13 protein-coding genes are annotated in these 17,510 nt (G+C 63.0%); 8 read left to right on the plus strand and 5 right to left on the minus strand.

Annotation, left to right across the window (positions count from 1 at the left end; genetic code table 11):
* Positions 1-94 precede the first annotated feature (94 nt).
* Complete coding sequence (locus GH665_RS02710) at positions 95-727, plus strand: cysteine hydrolase family protein (protein WP_153134559.1); 633 nt, start codon at positions 95-97, stop codon at positions 725-727.
* Positions 728-742: 15 nt separating this feature from the next.
* On the opposite strand, the gene GH665_RS02715 is transcribed toward GH665_RS02710, so the two are convergent.
* On the minus strand, positions 743-1,420 hold the full coding sequence (locus GH665_RS02715) for a TetR family transcriptional regulator (RefSeq protein WP_153134560.1): 678 nt from the start codon (positions 1,418-1,420) through the stop codon (positions 743-745).
* A 428-nt stretch (positions 1,421-1,848) separates the two neighbouring features.
* On the opposite strand from GH665_RS02715, the gene GH665_RS02720 reads away from it, so the two are divergent.
* The 3 genes from GH665_RS02720 to GH665_RS02730 are packed head-to-tail and all read left to right on the plus strand — an operon-like array spanning position 1,849 to position 7,840.
* Positions 1,849-3,081 (plus strand): efflux RND transporter periplasmic adaptor subunit, encoded by a 1,233-nt coding sequence (locus GH665_RS02720; protein WP_153134561.1) that lies wholly within the window; start codon positions 1,849-1,851, stop codon positions 3,079-3,081.
* Positions 3,082-3,099: 18 nt separating this feature from the next.
* Positions 3,100-6,321, plus strand: a complete 3,222-nt coding sequence (locus tag GH665_RS02725; RefSeq protein ID WP_153134562.1) for an efflux RND transporter permease subunit — start codon at positions 3,100-3,102, stop codon at positions 6,319-6,321.
* Position 6,322: 1 nt separating this feature from the next.
* Entirely contained in the window at positions 6,323-7,840 is a 1,518-nt protein-coding gene (locus GH665_RS02730) for an efflux transporter outer membrane subunit (RefSeq protein ID WP_153134563.1), read from the plus strand.
* 189 nt (positions 7,841-8,029) lie between these two features.
* Here GH665_RS02730 and GH665_RS02735 read toward each other — a convergent pair whose 3' ends face one another.
* Positions 8,030-9,442 (minus strand): nucleobase:cation symporter-2 family protein, encoded by a 1,413-nt coding sequence (locus tag GH665_RS02735; RefSeq protein ID WP_167530895.1) that lies wholly within the window; start codon positions 9,440-9,442, stop codon positions 8,030-8,032.
* Positions 9,443-9,867: 425 nt separating this feature from the next.
* Here GH665_RS02735 and GH665_RS02740 point away from each other — a divergent pair, with 425 nt between their 5' ends.
* The 3 genes from GH665_RS02740 (at position 9,868) to fghA (ending at position 13,612) form a co-directional block, all read left to right on the plus strand.
* Positions 9,868-11,319 carry a xylulokinase gene (locus GH665_RS02740; RefSeq protein ID WP_153134565.1) on the plus strand — a complete coding sequence of 484 codons (1,452 nt, stop codon included), beginning with the start codon at positions 9,868-9,870 and terminating at the stop codon, positions 11,317-11,319.
* A gap of 277 nt (positions 11,320-11,596) precedes the next feature.
* Positions 11,597-12,703, plus strand: a complete 1,107-nt coding sequence (locus GH665_RS02745; protein ID WP_074282323.1) for an S-(hydroxymethyl)glutathione dehydrogenase/class III alcohol dehydrogenase — start codon at positions 11,597-11,599, stop codon at positions 12,701-12,703.
* A 15-nt stretch (positions 12,704-12,718) separates the two neighbouring features.
* Positions 12,719-13,612 (plus strand): S-formylglutathione hydrolase, encoded by an 894-nt coding sequence (gene fghA, locus GH665_RS02750; protein WP_153134566.1) that lies wholly within the window; start codon positions 12,719-12,721, stop codon positions 13,610-13,612.
* Here the strand turns inward: fghA and GH665_RS02755 are convergent.
* Genes GH665_RS02755 through GH665_RS02765 form a run of 3 tightly spaced genes read right to left on the minus strand, consistent with a single transcriptional unit; the run spans position 13,560 to position 16,271 of the window.
* Positions 13,560-14,342, minus strand: coding sequence for a metal ABC transporter permease (locus GH665_RS02755; protein WP_153134567.1), 783 nt, complete (start codon positions 14,340-14,342; stop codon positions 13,560-13,562). The two genes, fghA and GH665_RS02755, sit on opposite strands and share 53 nt — an antisense overlap.
* Complete coding sequence (locus GH665_RS02760) at positions 14,335-15,300, minus strand: ABC transporter ATP-binding protein (protein ID WP_153134568.1); 966 nt, start codon at positions 15,298-15,300, stop codon at positions 14,335-14,337. Before GH665_RS02760 ends, GH665_RS02755 begins: the two co-directional genes overlap by 8 nt.
* Positions 15,297-16,271, minus strand: a complete 975-nt coding sequence (locus GH665_RS02765) for a metal ABC transporter solute-binding protein (protein ID WP_153134569.1) — start codon at positions 16,269-16,271, stop codon at positions 15,297-15,299. The genes GH665_RS02760 and GH665_RS02765 overlap by 4 nt, the downstream gene beginning before the upstream one ends.
* A 441-nt stretch (positions 16,272-16,712) precedes the next feature.
* Between GH665_RS02765 and GH665_RS02770 the strand changes: the two genes are divergently transcribed.
* Positions 16,713-17,495: an L-iditol 2-dehydrogenase gene (locus GH665_RS02770; RefSeq protein WP_153134570.1), complete on the plus strand. Its 783-nt coding sequence runs from the start codon at positions 16,713-16,715 to the stop codon at positions 17,493-17,495.
* Positions 17,496-17,510 lie beyond the last annotated feature (15 nt).

The following is a 17,510-nucleotide window of genomic DNA, read 5'->3' on the forward strand; positions in this document are numbered from 1 at the left end:
GGCGAACAATGCAGTCATCGCCGCTGGCTGCTCAAGGCCCATCCCGGGCCGCGCGGCGCGAGCCCCGATTGCTCAACCGACAAGGAGTCTTGCCATGACCACACCCCGTCGCGCGCTGATTGTTATCGATGTGCAGAACGAATATGTCACCGGCGATCTGCCGATCGAATATCCGGAGGTGCAAACCTCGCTCGCCAACATTGGCCGGGCAATCGACGCGGCGCGCGCGGCCGGCGTGCCGGTGGTGGTGGTGCAACATCTCTCGTCGGCCAGCTCACCGCTGTTCGCGCGCGGCAGTGAAGGCGCCGAGTTGCATCCGGTGGTGGCTGAGCGGGCGCGCGATCACTATATTGAGAAGTCGATGGCGAGTGCCTTTACCGGTACCGATCTGGCCGACTGGCTGGCCGCGCAACAGATCGACACGCTGACGATCGTCGGCTACATGACCCACAACTGCGACGCGTCCACAATCAACCATGCGTCCCACGCGGGTTTCGCCGTCGAGTTTCTGCACGACGCAACCGGCTCGGTGCCCTATGAGAACAGCGCGGGCTTTGCGAGCGCGCAGCAAATTCACCAGGTTTTCAGCGTGGTCCTGCAGTCGAACTTCGCGGCGGTCGCGAGCACGGATCAATGGATTGCGGCGGTGCAGGGCGGGGCGAAGCTCCAGCGCGGCGACATCTATACGTCAAACCAGAAAGCACGGGGCCGCCGGGTCGCCGCATAGATCTCCCATCTTCATCTAGCTAGTCTGACTGGGGAATCGGGGGTCCGGCGCCGCCCGATTTCCGGTACGCAAGGCCGGACTCAGCTGCAGCGCATCGAACATCCCGGCGACCATCTGCTCGGCATGTTTGCCGAAATCGGTCGCGTCCGGCAAGAACAGCATGTCGCGCAGCGAGCCGCTGACGAACGCGTGCACCATCGCCGCCGCGATCCTGCTGTCGAGATCGGCGGGCAATTGCCCTTTGGAGATCGCATTGCGCAGACCGCCTTCGATCTTCTGCAGCCCTTCGCGCATGTTCGTCTGATAGCGGATCATCACCGGACCCATCTCTTCGACCAGTTCGCACTTCAAAAACAGGATGTCGAACACCCGCCGGCGGCGCGGGTCGTTGGCGGTGTCGCGCAGACAGACTGTGCAGATTTCCGTAAGACGGCCGAGCGGATCGGGCTCATTGGGGTCTTGCGAAGCAGCCTTGAGTTCGTCCAGCGGCAGCAGCACGCGGTCGAACATTTCGGTAAACAGATCGCTTTTGTGAGCGAAGTGCCAATAGATCGCCCCACGCGTGACGCCGGCGGCTTGCGCGATGTCGGCGAGCGAGGTGCGCGACACGCCTTTCTCGAAGAAAACCCGTTCGGCCGCGTCGAGAATGCTGTTACGTGTCTCCTGCGCCTCTTCTTTCGTTCTTCTGACCATAGGGGTGTGACCTGCCCTGATTGTGGGGTTTTCCCGGGCGCTTTTAAGTACGCTCGATGACAATCTGTCTGGGGTTAAGCAATTTGCGAATCGATCTTGCAGGCCTCCCGCCTGCGAGGATTGAAACGCACTTTTACATCCATTCGTGGATGTATATATAATAGCATCCCACGATCGGATAGCCCAAGCCGTGACGACCGGTTAATATCCGTCACTGTTGCCTTTCAAAACGCTCTTGCGCCGTGCCCCGATGGGCGGCGCCGTGCGGCATTTCCCCGGTATGGCGCATTTCGCTCAGGATGCCCCTGCAGGTGTGTTTGCATCCTCGGGCTTCCGGTCTAGCGTCGCAAGACGCATGTGTGCGCTGTCGTCCCCGGGGTAGGGATGCGCGCACTTTTTCATTCTCAGTCATTGACAGAGGTCGCTCCATGCGCGTCGAACGGGTTCCATTCCGCTTAATCAGTGCCGCGACGGCTGCCGTATTGCTGGCAGCGTGCGGACCAAAACAATCTGCCCCGCCGCAACAAACGCCCGAAGTGGGCGTGGTCACCGTCCAGCCGACGGCTGTGCCCGTCGTCACCGAATTGCCCGGCCGCACCAGTGCCTTCCTCGTCGCGCAAGTGCGTGCACGGGTCGACGGTATCGTGCTGCGCCGCGAATTCACGGAAGGCGGCGAGGTCAAGGCGGGTCAGCGTCTGTACAAGATCGATCCGGCGCCCTATATCGCAGCGTTGAACAACGCGAAGGCAACGCTGGCAAAGGCTCAGGCCAATCTCGTGTCGACCACCGCGCAAGCCAATCGCTACAAGGTGCTGGTTGCCGCCAACGCGGTCAGCAAGCAGGACTACGACAACGCGGTGGCCGCAGAAGGCCAGGCCGCGGCTGACGTGGCTGCCGGCAAGGCCGCGGTCGACACGGCGCAGATCAACCTCGGCTACACCGACGTGATTTCGCCGGTGACCGGCCAGGTCGGCGTGTCGCAAGTCACGCCGGGCGCCTATGTGCAGGCGAGCGCCGCCACGCTGATGGCGACGGTCCAGCAACTCGATCCGGTCTACGTGGACCTGACGCAATCCAGCCTCGACGGCCTGAAGTTGCGCCGTGAAGTGCAGGAAGGGCGTCTGAAGACGAGCGGCCCGGACGCCGCCAAGGTCTCGCTGATTCTTGAAGACGGCCGCACCTATTCGGAGAAGGGCAAGCTGCAGTTCACCGACGTGACGGTCGACCAGAGCACCGGTTCGGTGACGGTTCGCGCGATCTTCAAGAACGCGGACAAGGTGTTGCTGCCGGGCATGTTCGTGCGCGCGCGGATCGAGGAAGGCGTCAACGACAACGCGCTCGTCGTGCCGCAAGTCGGCATCACGCATGACCAGAAGGGCACGCCTACCGCGCTCGTGGTCAACAGCGCGAACAAGGTCGAGTTGCGTCAGCTCGTCACCTCGGGCACGTACGGTTCGAACTGGGTGGTGGAAAGCGGCCTGAAGGCCGGCGACCGCGTGATTGTCCAGGGCACCGACAAGGCGCACCCGGGGCAGGACGTCAAGGTCGATGTCGCGAAACTTCCCGCCACACCCGCTTCCGGCGCAGCCGCTCAGGGTGCGCCGGCCGCCAGCGGTGCTACGCAGACGGCTCAACCCGCTTCTGCAGCATCGGGCGCGTAATAACAGGGAGCCCGCCACATGGCAAAGTTCTTTATTGATCGCCCAATTTTTGCGTGGGTGATCGCCATTATTCTGATGCTCGCGGGTATCGCGTCGGTGTTTACATTGCCGATCGCGCAGTATCCGACCATCGCGCCGCCGGCCGTGCAGATCAGCGCGACGTACCCGGGCGCCTCGGCGAAGACGGTGGAAAACACCGTCACGCAGGTGATCGAGCAGCAGATGAGTGGTCTCGACCACTTGCTGTATCTGTCGTCCACCTCGGACGACTCGGGTACGGCAACCATCACGCTGACGTTCGCAGCCGGCACCAATCCTGACATCGCGCAGGTGCAGGTGCAGAACAAGCTGCAGCTCGCCACGCCGCTGTTGCCGCAAGCCGTGCAGCAGTTAGGTACCAAGGTCACGAAGTCGAGCAGCAGCTTCTTGCTGGTGATGGCGTTCGTGTCCGAAGACGGCAGCATGAACAAGTACGACCTGGCGAACTACGTTGCGTCGAACGTTGAAGACCCGGTCAGCCGGATCGACGGCGTGGGTACGGTGACGCTGTTCGGCTCGCAGTACGCAATGCGGATCTGGCTGGATGCGAACAAGCTGACCAACTTCGGCCTGACGCCGGTGGATGTGCAGACGGCTTTGCAGGCGCAAAACGTTCAGGTCGCGGGCGGCTCGCTCGGCGGCACGCCGTCGGTGCCAGGTCAGGTGTTGCAGGCAACCATCACGGAAGCCACGCTGCTGAACACGCCTGAACAGTTTGGCGACGTGCTGCTGAAGGTGAACCCGGACGGTTCGCGAGTCCGTATCAAAGATGTGGGGCGCATCGAACTCGGTGGCGAAAACTATAACTTCGACACCAAGTACAACGGTCAGCCGACGGCAGGTTTCGGTATTCAGCTCGCCACGGGCGCGAACGCGCTGGCAACCGCCAAGGCAGTGCGCGCGAAGATCGACGAACTGTCGAAGTACTTCCCGCACGGTCTCGTCGTGAAGTACCCGTACGACACCACGCCGTTCGTGCGCCTGTCGATCGAAGAAGTGGTCAAGACGCTGCTCGAAGGTATCGTGCTGGTGTTCCTGGTCATGTACCTGTTCCTGCAGAACCTGCGCGCCACGCTGATCCCGACGATCGCCGTGCCGGTGGTGCTGCTGGGCACGTTCGCGATCATGGGGCTGGTGGGCTTCTCGATCAACACGCTGTCCATGTTCGGGCTTGTGCTGGCGATCGGCTTGCTGGTGGACGATGCGATCGTGGTGGTGGAAAACGTCGAGCGGGTGATGGCGGAGGAGGGCTTGTCGCCTCGAGAAGCCACCCGCAAGGCGATGGACCAGATTACCGGCGCGCTGGTTGGCGTGGCGCTCGTGCTGTCGGCAGTGTTCGTGCCGGTGGCGTTCTCGGGCGGCTCGGTCGGGGCCATTTACCGGCAGTTCTCGCTGACGATCGTGGCGGCCATGGTGCTGTCCGTGCTGGTCGCGTTGATTCTGACGCCGGCGCTGTGCGCGACGATTCTCAAGCCGATTCCGAAGGGGCATCACGAAGTCAAGAAGGGCTTCTTCGGCTGGTTCAACCGCACGTTCGAAACGAGCCGCGACAAGTATCACTCGGGTGTTCACCACGTGATCAAGCGCTCGGGCCGCTGGCTGATCATCTATATGGTGGTGATTCTCGCGGTCGGCTTGCTGTTCGTGAAGTTGCCGAAATCGTTCCTGCCTGATGAAGACCAGGGCACGATGTTCGTGCTGGTGCAAACGCCGTCCGGTTCGACGCAGGAAACCACGGCGCATGCGCTGAAGGACGTCTCCGACTACCTGCTCAACAGCGAGAAGAGCATCGTCGAATCGACCTTTACCGTGAACGGCTTCAGCTTCGCCGGCCGCGGCCAGAACGCGGGCCTCGTGTTCGTGCGGATGAAGGACTATTCGGAGCGTCAGCATTCGGATCAGAAGGTGCAGGCACTGGTTGGCCGCCTCTTCATGCACTTCTCGAGCTACAAGAACGCGCTGGTGTATCCGGTGAATCCGCCGTCGATTCCTGAACTCGGCACGGCTGCCGGCTTCGACTTCGAGTTGCAGGATCGCGCGGGCGTTGGCCACGAGAAGCTGATGCAAGCTCGCAACATGCTGCTCGGCATGGCCGCGAAAGATCCGACGCTGGCACAGGTGCGTCCGAACGGCCTGAACGATACGCCGCAGTTCAAGGTGGATATCGATCACGAGAAGGCTTCCGCGCTCGGCGTGTCGCTGTCGGCGATCGACCAGACGTTCTCGATCGCATGGGCATCGCAGTACGTGAACAACTTCCTCGATACCGATGGCCGGATCAAGAAGGTGTATCTGCAAGGCGACGCACCGTTCCGGATGAACCCGGAAGACCTGAACGCCTGGTACGTGCGCAATTCGGCGGGCACCATGGTGCCGTTCTCGTCGTTCGCGAGCGGTTCGTGGACCTACGGTTCGCCGAAGCTCGAACGCTACAACGGTATCTCGGCGGTGGAAATCCAGGGCGCGGCTGCACCGGGCAAGTCGACCGGTCAGGCCATGACGGCGATGGAAGCACTCGTGGCGAAGCTGCCGGCGGGTATCGGCTACGAATGGACGGGCTTGTCGTTGCAGGAACGCCAGTCCGGTTCGCAGGCGCCGATTCTGTACGGCATCTCGATCCTGGTGGTGTTCCTCTGTCTCGCGGCGCTGTATGAAAGCTGGTCGATCCCGTTCTCGGTGATCATGGTGGTGCCGCTCGGCGTGATCGGCGCACTGCTGGCCGCTACGCTGCGTGGGCTCGAGAACGACGTGTTCTTCCAGGTGGGTCTGTTGACCACGGTGGGGCTGTCGGCGAAGAACGCGATTCTGATTGTGGAATTCGCCCGCGAGTTGCAGCAGGGTCAGGGAATGGGGCCGGTCGAGGCCGCGCTCGAAGCGGCGCGTCTGCGGTTGCGTCCGATTCTGATGACCTCGCTCGCCTTCATTCTCGGCGTGATGCCGCTCGCGATCAGTAACGGCGCGGGTTCGGCCAGCCAGCACGCAATCGGTACCGGCGTGATCGGCGGGATGTTGACGGCGACGTTCCTCGCGATTTTCATGATCCCGATGTTCTTCGTCGTGATCCGCGCGAAGTTCGGCGGTGAGAAAGAAGACCCGGATGAGGCGCTCGCACACTACAACCAGCACCATCCGCATGACGACCAGGGTGGCGGTTCGGCTGGCGGGTCGACGGATGCAGGCTCGGGCAAGGACGGACATTGAGATGCAAAAACACTCTTTGATTGCAGTGGCGGTTGCGTTGTTCGCCGCGGGGTGCACGATGGCGCCGAAGTACCATCGCCCCGCCGAACCCGTGACGGCGACCTTCCCGACCGGTGGCGTGTACGACACGCAACCGGGCGCGGCGGGCGCCGCGCGCACCGCGAATGGCCAGGCGGCGGCCGATATCGGCTGGCGTGATTTCTTCGTCGACGCGCGTTTGCAGCGGCTGATCGAAATCGCGCTGAAGAACAACCGCGATCTGCGCGTGTCGGTGCTGAATATCCAGGCATCGCAGGCGCAGTACCAGATCGCTCGCGCGGCACTGTTCCCGACGCTGAACGCGGCGGCCTCGGAAAGCAAACAACGCACGCCGAAGGACTTGTCGTCCACGCCCTCGACGATCGTGACCTCGTATTCGGTCGGCCTGAACGCTTCCTGGGAAATCGACTTCTTCGGGCGGATTCAAAGCCTGAAGGATCAGGCGTTGGCGCAGTACCTGGCCACCGCACAGGCGCGCAAGGCGGCGGAAATCGCGTTGGTCTCGCAAGTGGCCAATCAGTACATGACGGTGCTCGAACTGGACGATCTGCTGAAGGTCACGCAGAACACGTTGAAGACCGCCCAGGAGTCGTACCGGATCGCCAAGCTGCAGTTCGACAACGGCACGGGTTCGGAACTGGATCTGCGTCAGTCGGAAACGGTGGTCGAGCAGGCGCAGGCGAATCTGCAGTCGCAGGCACGTCTGCGGGCGCAGGCGGATAACGCGCTCGTGCTGCTGCTCGGCGAGCCGTTGCCGGATGATCTGCCGCCGGGCATGCAACTGGATAGCCAGAATCTCCTGACGGATATTCCGGCGGGCTTGCCCTCCGATCTGCTCACGCGTCGTCCGGACATCATGGAGGCCGAGGAGAATCTGCTCGCGGCCAACGCGAACATCGGCGCGGCGCGCGCAGCGTTCTTCCCGAAGGTCTCGCTGACCGGCAGCTTCGGCACGCTGAGCCCGTCGCTCGGCGGTCTGTTCAAGCCGGGTTCGGCGGCATGGAGCTTCGCGCCGTCGATCACGTTGCCGATCTTCGAAGGCGGCCAGAACAAGGCCAATCTCGACCTCGCCACCGTGCAGAAGAACATCCAGATCGCGACGTATGAAAAGGCGATCCAGACGGCCTTCCGCGAAGTGGCGGACGCACTGGCGGCACGCGGCACCTACGACCAGCAGATCCAGTCGCTGGAACGCAATGCCTTTGCCGAACAGCGCCGGCTGGATCTGTCGGACCTGCGTTACAAGAACGGCGTCGACAGCTATCTGTCGGTGCTGACCGCGCAGACCGATCTGTATTCGGCGCAGCAGTTGCTGGTGACCGCGCGCATGCAGCGTCTGCAGAACCTGGTCACGCTGTACCAGGCACTCGGCGGCGGCTGGATCGAACGGGCCGGCGATCAGCCGCGTCCGGCCGATGCACCGGTCGATTACGGTGCGGCGAGCGCGCCGGTGGCCGCTTCGGCAGCGACCGCGGGTTGAGGTCGGTAGTCTTGCAGTAGCAGGTGCGCAGGGCGGCTTTCGGTTCTATCGGGAAAGCTGTCTTGCGCAACTGGCAATAAAAAAAGCCACGGCATGCCGTGGCTTTTTTTATTGATGCCTGGATCGAATCGAATTCGCCCCGGCGCTCAGCGCGATCTATGTCGCACGGTGCCGGTTCCAGTCAGACGCTCAGTGCGCATCCGCAGCGCGCAGCAGTTCGTCGCCTGCGGGCGGTTCATTGCCGCCGCGTCCGTCGAAATCATGTCCGGCCCGGCGAATTTCGCACTGTGCTTTCTTCTCGCTCTTCACACCGTTGAAGATCAGGTTCAGCACGACCGCCGACACCGACGCCAGCAAGATCCCGCTATGCAACAGCGGCGACAGCGCCGGCGGCAGCTTCGAGAAGAATTGCGGCGACACCACCGGCACCAGACCCATGCCGATACTGACCGCGACGATGAACAGGTTGTGGTGGTTCTTCACGAAGTCGACCTTGGCCAGCACCTTGATGCCGTTTGCCGCGACCATGCCGAACATCACGATGCCCGCGCCGCCCAGCACGAAGGCCGGCACCGAAGCAACCACTTGCGCCATCTTCGGGAACAGGCCCAGCAACACCAGAATCACGCCGCCCATCGCGCAGACAAAGCGGCTCTTCACACCGGTCACACCGATCAGGCCGACGTTCTGCGAGAACGAGGTATGCGGAAACGAGTTGAAGATGCCGCCGATCAGCGTGCCCAGACCGTCGACGCGCAGACCGCGCACCAGCGTCTTCTGATCCACCGGACGATCCACCATGTCGCCCACCGCGAGGAACATGCCGGTCGATTCGATGAAGGTGACGAACATCACGGTGACCATCGTCGCGATGGCGAGCGGATCGAAATGCGGCAGGCCAAAGTGGAACGGCATGACGAAACCGACCCACGGTGCGTGCGTGACGCCGTCCATGTTGACGCGGCCAAGTGCCAGCGCGATCACGAAACCCGCGACGATGCCGAGCAACACGGAGATATTCGCCATGAAGCCCTTGGCGAACTTGTTGATCAGCAGAATCAGCATCAGCACGATCAGCGACAGGCCGAGGTAGATCGGATTGCCGTAATCAGGATTGCCGACGCCGCCGGCTGCCCAGTTGATGCCCACTTCCATCAGTGAGAGGCCGATCACCGAGATCACCACGCCGATCACCACCGGCGGGAAGAAGCGCAACAGCTTGCCGACCGCCGGCGCGAGGATGATGCCGATCACGCCGGCCGCGATCGTCGAGCCGAAGATATCGAGGATACCGAGCGAGGGATTCGTGCCGATCGCGACCATCGGGCCGACGGCCGCGAATGTGCAACCCATGATGACCGGCAGACGAATGCCGAAGATCCACAGACCGAGCGTCTGAATCAGCGTAGCGATGCCACAGGAAAACAGATCCGCGCTGATCAGGAACGCGATCTGGTCTTTCGGCAGTTTCAACGCGGCGCCAATGATGAGCGGCACCGCAACTGCGCCTGCGTACATCACCAAAACGTGCTGAATGCCGAGCGTCAGCAACTGGCCTGCGGGCAGTCGCTCGTCGCACGGGTGAACCGTGTTCGATTGCATTTTGTCTCTCTCCACCATCTCGTTTTGGGATGACTCCAAGGTATGCGGAACGAAAAAGCGCAACAAGACCACTGGGGCCTATTCCGGCATTCCCGGTGACGATATGCATGAGACTCATTTGAAAGCAAAAAGAAATGACCGCACCGCACAAATCGGCCGTCAGGCCCATGCAGTGGCGATGGGCGCTCATGCGCGGTGCGCGCTCGCCTCAACGTGATATGTGTGAGAATCAATGGGGTGTATCTCGCTCAACGCATAGTGCTGTTTTTGTACAACTCGCGACAGGGCGGGGTTAACCCGCGATTTCCGGTTTTCTGCGTGCATCGGGGTGCACTTCCGAAACGACGCAGCGGTGATGGAAAATATGCCGTTCCAGACATCTTTCGCGTGCTTGTCTCCACGCTCAAATTGACGTTCTATCGCCCATGAGTTTTCTTGGCATCGACCTCGGCACCGGCTCGCTCAAAGTAGCAATCGTCGACAAAAGCGGCCGCGAACTGGCTGCGGCGAGTGTCGCGTACGCACTCGAAACGCCACACCCCGGCTGGGCCGAAACTTCGGTGCAGACCTGGTGGCGCGCGCTTCGCGAAGCGGCGGCGCGTTTGCCCGAGGATTTGCGCCGCGAGGTGCAGGCAATCGGTTTCTCCGGACAGATGCATGGCGTGGTTCTGATCGACGCGAATGGCGTAGCAGTGCGCCCCGCGATGCTCTGGCCCGACACGCGCGCATTGGGTTTGCTCGATCAATGGCCCGAGCCGCAGCCGAATCCGGTTGCGCCCGGCATGGCCGGTCCTTTGCTGCGCTGGATCGTGCAGAACGAACCGCAAGCCGCGCGCAGGACGCGTTGGGCGCTGCAACCGAAAGACTGGCTGCGCGTCGCGCTGGGCGGTGCGCTCGCAACCGATCCTTCCGATGCCTGTGCGACCGCGCTTGCCGATCCGGCAGGCGTGTGGGATCTGACGCTGCTCGAGCGATTCGAGTTGCCGCATGAATGGTTTGCGCCGCTCGCACCTTCCTATGCGGCAGGCGGCACGCTGTCGCGGGAAGCGGCACAGGAACTGGGCCTGCGCGCCGGCATCGTGCTCGCGATCGGCGCGGCCGATACGCCGTGTGCCGCACTCGGCAGCGGTCTCGCGAGCGATGGCGACGCATTGCTCACCACCGGCACCGGTGGACAAATCGTCGTGCTCGCCGAACACGCGCCGCCAGCCGTGAGAGGCCTGCATCGCTATCGCGCCGCGAGCGATCACTGGTATCGCATGGCGGCGATGCAAAACGTCGGCGTCGCGCTCGAACGCGTGCGGGGCTGGCTGTCGTATGAATGGGCCGATGCGTATCGCGACGCGTTCGCTGATGCATCCGACGCTGCCGCAGGCGCTACAACCGCAACCGGCCTCACCTTCCTGCCGTACCTCACCGGCGAGCGCACTCCATGGCTCAACCCGGCGGCCCGCGGCGGTTGGCTCGGCCTCGCGCTTGACCACACGCGCGGCACGATGATGCGCGCCGCGTTCGAAGGCGTTGCCTTCTCGTTGCGCGCTGGGCTCGACGCGATCCGCGCGAGCGGCGCGACCGTGACGGCCCTGAAACTCGCGGGCGGCGGTTCCGTCGATGCGCGCTGGCGGCAGTTGCTAGCCGACGCGCTGAACGTCGAACTCTATGCGGTGGATTGTCCCAACGCGGCGCCACGTGGCGCGGCCATTCTCGGCGGATTGGCAAGCGGGCATTGGCACGCGAGGGATCTCGCCGCGCTTGCCCCAGGCGCGACGCGCGTTGCCGGACCGCAAGGCGACGCGGCGCTTGCCGAACGTTATGCGCGCTTTCTGGATCTGTATGGTCGCGTCGAATCCTGGTTCGGCGAACCTCCGCTTCGGTAACCCGAGCGATGTCAGCTACGGACAATGCGGCGACGCACTTTGCAATACCATTACGGCTTTTGCACGCTAAGGTATAGGCCGGCCCATGAGTCGGACGAAAGCAGCATCGTCCGTTCATAGCCCGGCAGACGAATTAGGAATTAACTGCGGCAGGCGATCCTGCGGCAGGCGATCCTGCGGCAGGCGATCCTGCGGCAGACGACCCGCGACACCGGCGCGCCGCGCGATATTTCTGCGCGACGCGCGAGGCATTCACAGACTCACAGGAGCATTCACGATGAAGACCAAAGCAGCAATCGCATGGAAAGCCGGCGCCCCGTTGACGATCGAGGAAGTGGATCTGGAAGGCCCGCGCGCCGGCGAAGTCCTGATCGAAGTGAAGGCCACCGGGATCTGCCATACCGATTACTACACGCTCTCCGGCGCCGATCCGGAAGGCATCTTCCCGGCGATTCTCGGCCACGAAGGCGCGGGCGTGATCGTCGACGTCGGTCCGGGTGTCGGCACGCTGAAGAAGGGCGACCACGTGATTCCGCTCTACACGCCGGAATGCCGCCAGTGCAAATTCTGTCTATCGCGCAAGACCAATCTTTGCCAGGCGATCCGTTCGACGCAGGGCAAAGGGTTGATGCCCGACGCCACATCGCGTTTCTCGCTGGATGGCAAGCCGCTGTTTCACTACATGGGCACATCCACGTTTTCGAACTACATCGTCGTGCCGGAAATCGCGGTGGCGAAGGTGCGCGAAGATGCGCCGTTCGACAAGATCTGCTACATCGGCTGTGGCGTGACGACGGGCGTGGGCGCGGTCGTGTATTCGGCGAAGGTCGAAGCGGGCGCGAACGTGGTGGTGTTCGGTCTCGGCGGCATCGGCCTCAATGTGATCCAGGGTGCGAAGATGGTCGGCGCGGATAAGATCATCGGTGTCGACATCAATCCGGGACGCGTCGAACTGGCGAAGAAATTCGGCATGACCCACTTCATCAACCCGAACGAAGTGGAGAACGTGGTCGATCACATCGTGCAACTCACCGATGGCGGCGCGGACTACTCGTTCGAATGTATCGGCAATACGAAAGTGATGCGTCAGGCGCTGGAGTGCACGCACAAGGGCTGGGGGCAATCGTTCATCATCGGCGTGGCGGCGGCGGGCGAGGAGATCAGCACCCGGCCGTTCCAGCTGGTGACGGGCCGCGAGTGGAAGGGCTCGGCGTTCGGCGGTGCACGTGGCCGCACGGACGTGCCGAAGATCGTCGACTGGTACATGGAAGGCAAGATCAATATCGACGACCTGATCACGCACCGTCTGCCGCTCGAACGCATCAACGAAGGCTTCGACCTGATGAAGAAGGGCGAGTCGATCCGCTCGGTCGTGCTGTACTAAAGCGGGAGTTTCGCCATGCTTGAACTATTGTCGTCGCATGCCTGCCATGGCGGCGAGCAGCGCATCTATCGTCACGACTCGCAGACCGTCGGTCTGCCGATGCGTTTCTCGGTGTATCTGCCGCCGCAGGCCTTGCAGGCCAACGCGAATGTGCCCGCGCTGTTCTATCTCGCGGGTCTGACCTGCACGGAAGAAACCTTTCCGGTCAAGGCGGGCGCGCAGCGCTTCGCGGCGCAGCACGGCATCGCGCTGATCGCGCCGGACACCAGTCCGCGCGGTGCGGGCGTGCCGGGCGAAAGTGCAGCATGGGACTTCGGCGTGGGCGCGGGCTTTTACGTCGACGCGACCCAGCAGCCGTGGGCGAAGCATTACCGGATGTACTCGTACGTGCGCGACGAACTGCGTGAAACGGTGCTCGCGAATCTGCCGGTGGACGGCGCGCGTCTGGGCATTTTCGGGCATTCGATGGGTGGTCATGGTGCGTTGATGCTGGCGCTGCGCAACCCGGAGATCTACCGGTCGGTGTCGGCGTTCGCGCCGATCGCGGCGCCTTCACAGTGCCCGTGGGGCGTGAAGGCGTTCAGCGGATATCTGGGTGAAGACCGGGAAGGGTGGCGCAAGTACGACTCGAGCGAACTCGTCGCGCAGTCGTCGCGCAAGTTCAAGGAAGGGATTCTGGTCGATCAGGGGCTGGCGGATCAGTTCCTTGCCGAGCAGTTGAATCCGGATGTGTTCGAAGCGGCCTGCAAAGCCGCGGGGCAGCCGCTGACGTTGCGCCGTCACGCAGGCTACGACCACGGCTACTACTTCATCTCGACGTTCATCGAAGATCACATCGCGCATCACGCGAAGGTGCTCAACGCCGCCGCAACAAACTCCCGCCATACACCACCGCCGACAGCACCGTGATCCAGAAGCTCGTCGGCCAATCGGTATAGAACGCCAGCGTCAGACCCAGCCACGCCTGAATCAGCGCAAACACGGCGGCGAGTACGAGACCGGTCGAGAGCCGCGTAGTCATGTTTTGCGCCGCGGCGGCCGGTCCCACCATCAGCGTGAAGACCAGCAGCACGCCGACAATCTGCGTGCACGCTGCAACGGCCAGCGCGGCAATCGCCAGAAACAGCACCGACACCTTGCGCAGCGACACGCCCTTCGCTTCGGCCAATTCCGGTTGCAGCGAAGCAAATAGCAACGGCCGCATGATCGCCGCAAGCGCTAGCAAGCTGACGATACCCAACCCCGCCAGCACGCCGAGCGTCGACGCATTCACGCCGAGCACGTTGCCGAACAGCAGCGCGGTCACCTGGGTCGCGTACGCCGTGAAGAAGTGCAGGAACAGCAAGCCGAAGCCTAGCGACAGCGACAGGATCACGCCGATCGCCACATCGCGTCCGGCGAGCCGCTCGCCGAGCGCGCCCATGCCGACACCTGCGGCGAGCGTGAAGCCGATCATCCCCCAGATCGGCGAGATGCCGATCAGCACCGCGCCGGTCGCACCCGTGAAGCCGACGTGCGAGAGCGCGTGGCCCGCGAAGGTCTGCCCGCGCATCACCAGAAAATAGCCCACCACGCCTGCCAGCACCGCGACGATCCCCGACGCCGCGAACGCGTTCACCATGAAATCGTATTCAAACATCGTGCGTGTGTCCGTCGCGTGAGTCGTGCTGGTGTGAGTGGCCGTGATCGTGGCCATGATCGTGCGAGTGCGAATGGCTATGGCCGCCGTTCTCGTCGTGTTCGTGCTCGTGGTCGTGTTTTTCGACTTCGACGTCGCCCGACATCACGAAGATGCGGCCGTTCACGCGCATCACGTCGATCGGCGAGCCGTAGAGGCGCGACAGTACCGGCCGCGTAATGACTTCGTCGACCGTGCCGAGCGCGGCGACGCCGCTGCCGAGATACAGCACGCGATCGAGCGCGTGCAAAAGCGGATTCAACTCATGCGCCGAGAACAGCACGGCGATGCCGAGTTCCTGCTGAACGCGCCGCACCAGTTCGACGACGCTTTTCTGATGATGCGGATCGAGACTGATCAGCGGTTCGTCGAGCAACAGCAGTTTGGGGTTGCCAAGCAGGCATTGAGCGAGCAGCAAACGCTGACGCTCGCCACCCGACAGTTCAGACAACGGCCGCTCGGCCAACTGGCGGCCGCCCACCAGATCCAGCACCCGTTCGACGTCCGCGCGGGTTTTGCTGTCTGCATGGGGCAGGCCCCAGCGGTGCCCATCGGCGGCCATCGCGACGAAGTCGCGGCCGCGCACGCGACGCCCGGCCAGCGCGCTGCGTGTCTGCGGCATATAACCGATCGCCGCGTTGCCGCGCTCGACCGGTTGCCCCAGCACGCGGATCGCGCCGCTCGCGGCCGGCACGAGGCCGAGCACCGCGCGCATCAGTGTGGTTTTGCCCGCGCCGTTCGGCCCGAGCACACCGATGAATTCGCCCTGGTTCACCACGAAGCCGGTGTCGCGCAGAATCGTGCGGCCACCGAGTTCGAGCGTTACGTGCTCGAGTTCGAGCACGGGCGCAGTGGTGCGTCCGCTGGTTGATGCATTGTTCGATGCATTAGCTGGCGTGCCGCGGCCAGTCTCAGTCATTGGGTTTTTCCTTTGGGCGGAGTGGCCGCCGCATTCGCTGCACTCGCATCGCCCGCGGCCAGCGCCGTGGAGAGCGCGTCAAGCTGCGTCAGCATCCACGTCTGATAGGTCTTGCCGGCCGGTTCGGTTTCGGTGACGCTCATGGTCGGCACCTTCGATTGCTGCGCGAGCTTCAACATGCGTTTGGTCAGGGCCTCGGTTGCCTGGCTGTTATAGATCAGAACGCGCACGCGCTTTTCGCGCAGATCGCGTTCGAACGCGGCGATATCCGCCGCGCTTGCTTCAGTGTCGTTCATCGTCGCCAACTGGAAGCGCAAATTGCGCATCGAGAGGCCGATCGCGTCCGACATATAGCCGAACACCGGCTCGGTCGCCGTGACCGGCACGCCGGCGTAGCGGCCATGCAGATCGGCGACCTTGGCGTCGATCGGCTTCAGCGAATCGAGAAACTTCGCGAGGTTCGCATCGTACGCCGACTTGTGCGCCGGGTCAGCCGCGACGAGCGCCTCGCTTACCGCGCGCGCCACTTTCGGCATGGTCGCCGGGTCGTACCAGAGGTGCGGATTATCGCCGCCTTTCTTGCCGACCAGATCCGCCGCGACGATCGTGGTGCGCTTCGCGCTCTTCGAGGCGCCCAGCAATTTTGCCATCCACGGATCGTAGTCGGCGCCGTTGTAGACCACAAGGCTTGCATGCTGCAGCGCGCGCGCCGTCTTCGGGCTGGCTTCGAACAGATGCGGGTCCTGATCCGGATTGCTCAGGATGCTCGTGACATCGACGCGATCGCCGCCCAGTTGTTGCACGACGTCGCCGTAAAAATTCTCTGCTGCCACTACCGGGATTTTCGCATCCGCGGCAAACGCGGCATGGCTGAGCGTGAAAGCAGCAGCGGCCGTCGCGCCCATGGCCACGGTCTTCGACAGCGTCAGCGCACGGCGCGCCCCGTTCAACATCGAGCCGAATTTTTTCATCGTCGTTTCCTGCTGCGTGAGAGTTGAATGAATGACAAACGTAAGGGACGGTACGCCCGGTGTTCTTACAGTCGCTCGTGCGCACACGCCAGCGCGCCGCGCGGAGGCCGCGCTTATGCCGATGGCCACAGGCCGAGCGAGTTCGAAATGATATAACGTATCTCGATTTTTTGGCAGCGGCGTCGGCAAAAGGCTGCCTTGCCGTCTTCGATCTTTCTTTCCCGCAGGCGTGTTGGGCGAGGCGGCAGGCGGAGAGCGGGTGCGCCACGGACACATAAGGGCTGCAAGCGAGTCCTGCCGCGCTGCACCATCGAAATCTGATCGAGCGCCTTGACATGACCCGGTCCGTATCCGATCATTCGATCACTAACAGAGCAATTGTTCGCGCAACGAGCGTTCGCTCACCGCGCCACAAGAAGCGAAACGAACCGGAGACAGGCAGTGGCGGCACGATTGCAAGACAAGGTGGCCATTCTGACGGGCGCGGCAAGCGGAATCGGTGAAGCCGTGGCCCGGCGCTATCTGGACGAAGGCGCGCGTTGCGTGCTGGTCGATGTGAAGCCGGCGGACAGTTTCGGCGACGCGCTATCCGCCGCTTATGGCGACCGGGTGCTGACTGTCAGCGCCGACGTGACGCGCCGCGAAGACATCGAACGCATTCTCGCGAGTACGCTGGAGCGCTTCGGCCAGGTCGATATCCTGTTCAACAACGCGGCGCTCTTCGATATGCGCCCGATCCTCGACGAATCCTGGGACGTATTCGACCGCCTCTTCGCGGTGAACGTGAAAGGCATGTTTTTCCTGATGCAAACCGTCGCCCGGAAAATGGTCGAGCAGGGCCGCGGCGGCAAGATCATCAATATGTCGTCGCAAGCCGGCCGGCGCGGTGAGGCGCTGGTGTCGCACTACTGCGCAACCAAAGCCGCCGTACTCAGCTATACGCAGTCCGCAGCCTTGGCCCTTGCACCGCATAAGATCAATGTGAACGGCATCGCGCCGGGCGTTGTCGATACGCCGATGTGGAAAGAGGTCGACGCGCTCTTCGCCCGCTATGAAAACCGGCCGCTCGGCGAGAAGAAACGCCTGGTCGGTGAAGCGGTGCCGCTCGGCCGAATGGGTGTGCCGGACGATCTGACCGGCGCTGCCCTGTTTCTCGCGTCGGCGGATGCCGACTACATCACCGCGCAAACCCTGAACGTGGACGGTGGGAACTGGATGAGCTGAGCGGATAGCAGCGCG

The organism is Paraburkholderia agricolaris, from assembly GCF_009455635.1.
GTDB classification, from domain to species: Bacteria; Pseudomonadota; Gammaproteobacteria; order Burkholderiales; family Burkholderiaceae; genus Paraburkholderia; species Paraburkholderia agricolaris.

What these genes read in the sequence shown, in the direction of transcription:
- GH665_RS02710 (WP_153134559.1), top strand. Translation starts at nt 95, where the DNA reads ATGACCACACCCCGTCGCGCGCTGATTGTTATCGATGTGCAGAACGAA.
- GH665_RS02715 (WP_153134560.1), bottom strand. Translation starts at nt 1,420, where the DNA reads ATGGTCAGAAGAACGAAAGAAGAGGCGCAGGAGACACGTAACAGCATT.
- GH665_RS02720 (WP_153134561.1), top strand. Translation starts at nt 1,849, where the DNA reads ATGCGCGTCGAACGGGTTCCATTCCGCTTAATCAGTGCCGCGACGGCT.
- GH665_RS02725 (WP_153134562.1), top strand. Translation starts at nt 3,100, where the DNA reads ATGGCAAAGTTCTTTATTGATCGCCCAATTTTTGCGTGGGTGATCGCC.
- GH665_RS02730 (WP_153134563.1), top strand. Translation starts at nt 6,323, where the DNA reads ATGCAAAAACACTCTTTGATTGCAGTGGCGGTTGCGTTGTTCGCCGCG.
- GH665_RS02735 (WP_167530895.1), bottom strand. Translation starts at nt 9,442, where the DNA reads ATGCAATCGAACACGGTTCACCCGTGCGACGAGCGACTGCCCGCAGGC.
- GH665_RS02740 (WP_153134565.1), top strand. Translation starts at nt 9,868, where the DNA reads ATGAGTTTTCTTGGCATCGACCTCGGCACCGGCTCGCTCAAAGTAGCA.
- GH665_RS02745 (WP_074282323.1), top strand. Translation starts at nt 11,597, where the DNA reads ATGAAGACCAAAGCAGCAATCGCATGGAAAGCCGGCGCCCCGTTGACG.
- fghA (WP_153134566.1), top strand. Translation starts at nt 12,719, where the DNA reads ATGCTTGAACTATTGTCGTCGCATGCCTGCCATGGCGGCGAGCAGCGC.
- GH665_RS02755 (WP_153134567.1), bottom strand. Translation starts at nt 14,342, where the DNA reads ATGTTTGAATACGATTTCATGGTGAACGCGTTCGCGGCGTCGGGGATC.
- GH665_RS02760 (WP_153134568.1), bottom strand. Translation starts at nt 15,300, where the DNA reads ATGACTGAGACTGGCCGCGGCACGCCAGCTAATGCATCGAACAATGCA.
- GH665_RS02765 (WP_153134569.1), bottom strand. Translation starts at nt 16,271, where the DNA reads ATGAAAAAATTCGGCTCGATGTTGAACGGGGCGCGCCGTGCGCTGACG.